At 32.7% G+C, this 4,417-nt stretch carries 1 protein-coding gene; it reads right to left on the bottom strand.

Annotated features, from left to right (window positions below; translation table 11 throughout):
• Window positions 1-1,785: 1,785 nt before the first annotated feature.
• On the bottom strand, window positions 1,786-4,417 hold a 2,632-nt coding region (locus ACFIME_RS05100; RefSeq protein ID WP_375684602.1), incomplete at its 5' end, for a type ISP restriction/modification enzyme.

Raw genomic sequence — 4,417 nt, 5'->3', positions numbered from 1 at the left:
TTTGACATCATCAAAATCTCTTAAGGCTCTAATTCGAGTTAAGAAATGACCATCGATATATTCACAATCATCAATAAATTCGTATTTTTTTGCAGGCTCTTGTTGATTAACAGACGCGGTTTCATTTGCAATATTAGAGATAACGGGGGTGTTGTTTGAGATATTTTTCATAATTAAAACCTACATGTTTATATGTTTGTTATTGACAACCCTTTAAGGGCGTCGGGCGTTAACAAACACGGCATGTAGTCCGTTGCTTACACTTTTCCCATAAGGGTATTGTATGGTGTAAGCACACCCGACAAAATCATCATATATGCTAATTAAAGCATAAAAGATAGCCAGTTTTTAAAAGCTTTGGAAAGATTGTATCGTAATCTATCCGCTACATGTTTAGTGTTTGTTAATCACTTGATTATTTGTGTAACAAAATACGTATTTATTGTCAAATAATATTTCTATCTTTTTGATATTTTTTCTTATTTTTTAAATACGTTGTGTATTGATAATATCTTATGCTTATTAATTTCTTCTTTTATATTTATGTGCTTTTAAAGCTATATTATATGTTTTATGAAACGATTGCGTTATTTTCTGAATCTATACATTTATAATATTTAGAAACGCTCTCATAATGCGTATTTTAAACTTTATAACCTATCAATTTTGTTACTAAATGAATTTTAAATTTTTTGTGAATTTTGTTTATAAGGGGCTTTAATTTAAACGACCTTAATAGCACCGCGCTCTTATAACAAATGCTTTCATTTGCATTTTTGCTTTCTCTATAGTTGTTATGTTCTTTATAGCCATGGCATCATTTTTCATGTTCATAAGAGAAATGATAAATAGGATATATGATAATTGTGATTTATAGACCGTTATGAAAACACTTATGAAAACATCTCAATAGAAACTGATCATTATAGAGATGAGCAAAATTCCTTTTAATAAACTTTTGTCAGTCTTGTCAGTTCTTTTTAGAACCTATATCATTTTTTTTAAATGAGAGAAAATTAAAATCATTATATTTCAATAAGTTAAGTTTTATCAATTTTTCAAAATACAACTTATTAAAACAGCCATAACAAATAAATACAACTGTAAATATATATTTGTCAGTTTATGTCAGTACATTGAATCGACAAAAGTGATCATTTAGTAAATGATTAAAACATGTCTTATGAGAGTATGTGATCTTTTAAAGCCTTTCAAAAGAAAGGGATTATAATCATAATAAATGCTATCAAGATCCTTATGGTTATGAGTTTTGAAGGGGTTTTGAGTTTTGAGGGTTGCTGCTATTATGTAAAAAAACGATAAAAAGTAAAAACGTTATTTTTCAATATGTTAAGATTTTACAGACCTTTAAAAAACAACCCATATTGATAACACAACCTATAAATTCAACTAATAATATACGTTTTGAGGGGGTTTTGACGGTTTTTACACCTTCAAAACCTATAAGCAAAATGAATATACATAACTCTCTTTAAACAAAGCTTTTGATAACAATAAAGCACTCATTTTAGATTACGGTATAATCTCTTAAAGGCAATGTAAAAAAATCTAATTCACTTTAAGAGTGGATTTCTTAAAAGTCTTAAAGCAATTCAAATAAGAGTATTTAAAAGTGCAAATGATTTCTTTTTAGAATAACGCATACAAACACTCCTTTTAAAGATTGTATGTAAGCAATTTATAAAGAGGGTATAGAACCTATAGGTTATAAGACCTTATACCCCTTTGTGAGGTTAACATGCCTATCATCTGAGCATGCCAAATCTATTCAGTTTCTCTCATTTCTAATTTTGGTAGTTTTTTTACGATTTTCATTGTTTCTAAACTTACGGTAATAACTCTTTGAAACAACTCTAGAGGGTAGGCAGGGTTGCCAATGGTTTCAACAGCATAGCGATTAGCATCATTAACAATGCCACTCTTTTTATCAGTCTTAACACATTGACGCCCTATAACCCATTCAAGAGCTGGTTTACCATTAACGATATACTCATAAGCTTCAAGAGGGATATCTGTTATTGTGATATTGCTATTATAAATAACAGTGGTTTTATCCTTTTTCTTACTATCCTTAATTTTTGCGAATTTCATTTCAGTTACATAATAGAATTTTTCGGGATTAGAGATCTCTGTAACTTTTGGATTACCTTTTTTAAAGGTCACGGGATAAGGTTCTACAGTTTCATAATTCACGTGCAAATGACCCAATTCACGTCCTGCTGTTACAAACTTCCAAAAATCTTCAGCAGTTTTTACACAAGGGATACGAGGCAATTCTTTAGAGAGGTTATCCGCATAACGAACACGGTAATCTTCCGAATGAAGTAAACCGTAAACGTAATAGAATAGATCATCCTTAGTAATTTTTTCATTTGGATAAGCTTCTTTAAAATGTGCTAATCCTTCATCCGTAATGGCATCACGCCTCTGTAAACCAGCTGTTTTACTTTCTTCTGTAGAAATTAAAAATAAATGGGATTGTTTTTCATTTTTACTTTTTGAAACCGTATCATCTTTGTAAATATAGCGTGGAAAGCATTGACCTGTATCTATTACACTCACATCAGGTACATTTTTAGTCATCAAGATAGAAAATCCACTTCTTGCTCCTACAGAAGAAACTTGTATCACTTTATTTTCAGTCGCTTTTTCTATAGGAAATATCCGCGGCATTTGGTAAACCATATCATTGAAGGTACGATTATAATAAAGCCATCGTTGTGTAAAAGGACGATACAGACTTGGTATGAGGCATGTCTCTTCAAATTCAAAAAACTTTCTTTTTGTCAACTCTTGTTTAAGTCCACGGCTCCAACTTATCTTACTTTCATCTGAATTTACAAAATTATTTACAACATTGGTATGTATTTTACGGTCAGTGTGTGCATAAGTATCATTAAAACGTTCCACTTCACTGTTATAGAAGGCAATCATATTACTCATGTTTTTCGCTAGAGCTTCAGGGCTTGAGTTGTATGTCCAAGCATCACGACTCGTCATAATACCGCGAGAAAAATTTTCAAACAGCTTTTTACCATGACTTTTCTTATCACCTAGGGCTAGGAATGTTTTGAAACTCTCATCACGTTGATTTATCCAATCACCATGTTCATCCGGCGTGATCATTTGCCAACTTTGTTCACGTGTAATGCCATCAATACTACCAAAGTATTCAAGAGCTGTAAGTTTTTCTTTTGTCGTGAAATTATTACCAATGTCATGATAGTAAATTTTACAATCTCCGGAAGCATTGGGATTTTTGATAAACAATGTTATAGCAATACCAGTCATACTACCATTGCCAAAAACATTTTCACCTTCTTGAGCTTTCCCATCGCTTAACATATTTTTACGAATATCCCCCCGTAAATTAAGCACATAAATACTCGTAAACTCTTTGGCTAAAGATTTTCGTAAGCTATCCATTGTTGGCTTTTCTATGTAACCAGAACCAGAAACAAAGCCTATTACCCCAGCATTATCAATACGGTCACTTGCCCAACGAATGGCACGGATATAGCTGTCATAAAGTGCTCGTATATTCGTTACTTTCGATTGAGCAGCATAAGTTTTACGGATACGTTCATCTAATATGGGATAAGGGCTGTTCTTTGCATTATCATTTTCGCTTTTTTGCCCTACTGAATAAGGAGGATTCCCAAAAATAACTTCAATATTGAGGTTTTTCTGAAGTTCTAAATATTCACTGTTTTTCTCTAGTAAACCTCTCATCAGATCTTGTTTTTCAAGCATCCGGAATGTATCGGTCAAACCAATATGCTTGAAAGGAATGTACTCACCTTTCATGATACTATGATAAGTCGATTCAATGTTAATCGCTGCTATGTAGTACGCTAGCAAAACAATCTCATTGGCATGGATATCATGACGGAACTTATATTCCATATCCTCTGGTTTTATGAGCTTTGATTGTAAAAGCCTTGTGATAAAGGTCCCCGTTCCAGTGAAAGGGTCAAGAATAGAAACACCACGTGACCCCAAGCTTTTTCCAAATTCATTGCGTAAAACATCATCAACAGAATGAATGATAAAATCCACGACCTCAACGGGGGTATAAACAATCCCAAGCCTATCCGTGGTTTTCTTAAATGCCTTGGTAAAAAAATCTTCGTAAAGTTTGATAATAAGATTTTGTCTTGCCTGTGGTTCTGTAATGCCAGAGGCACGGAACTTTACGCTGTCATAAAACTCTTGTAATTCTTTGGATTCTTCCTCGATATTGGTTTTGTCGAGTTCTGTTAAGATTTTTTCCATTGCTTGCGAAATGGCATTGTTTTGCACAAATTCATTGCCTTCAAACAAGGCTTCAAACACGGGACGCGTTACAAGATGTTGCGCTAACATCTCAATCGCTTCTTCTTGCTTTATCTCACTG

The organism is Bartonella sp. AP1QHHD, assembly GCF_042196265.1.
GTDB lineage: Bacteria > Pseudomonadota > Alphaproteobacteria > Rhizobiales > Rhizobiaceae > Bartonella.
Note: the sequence above shows the minus strand (reverse complement) of the source record. Positions and strands in the feature narration are given on the sequence as shown.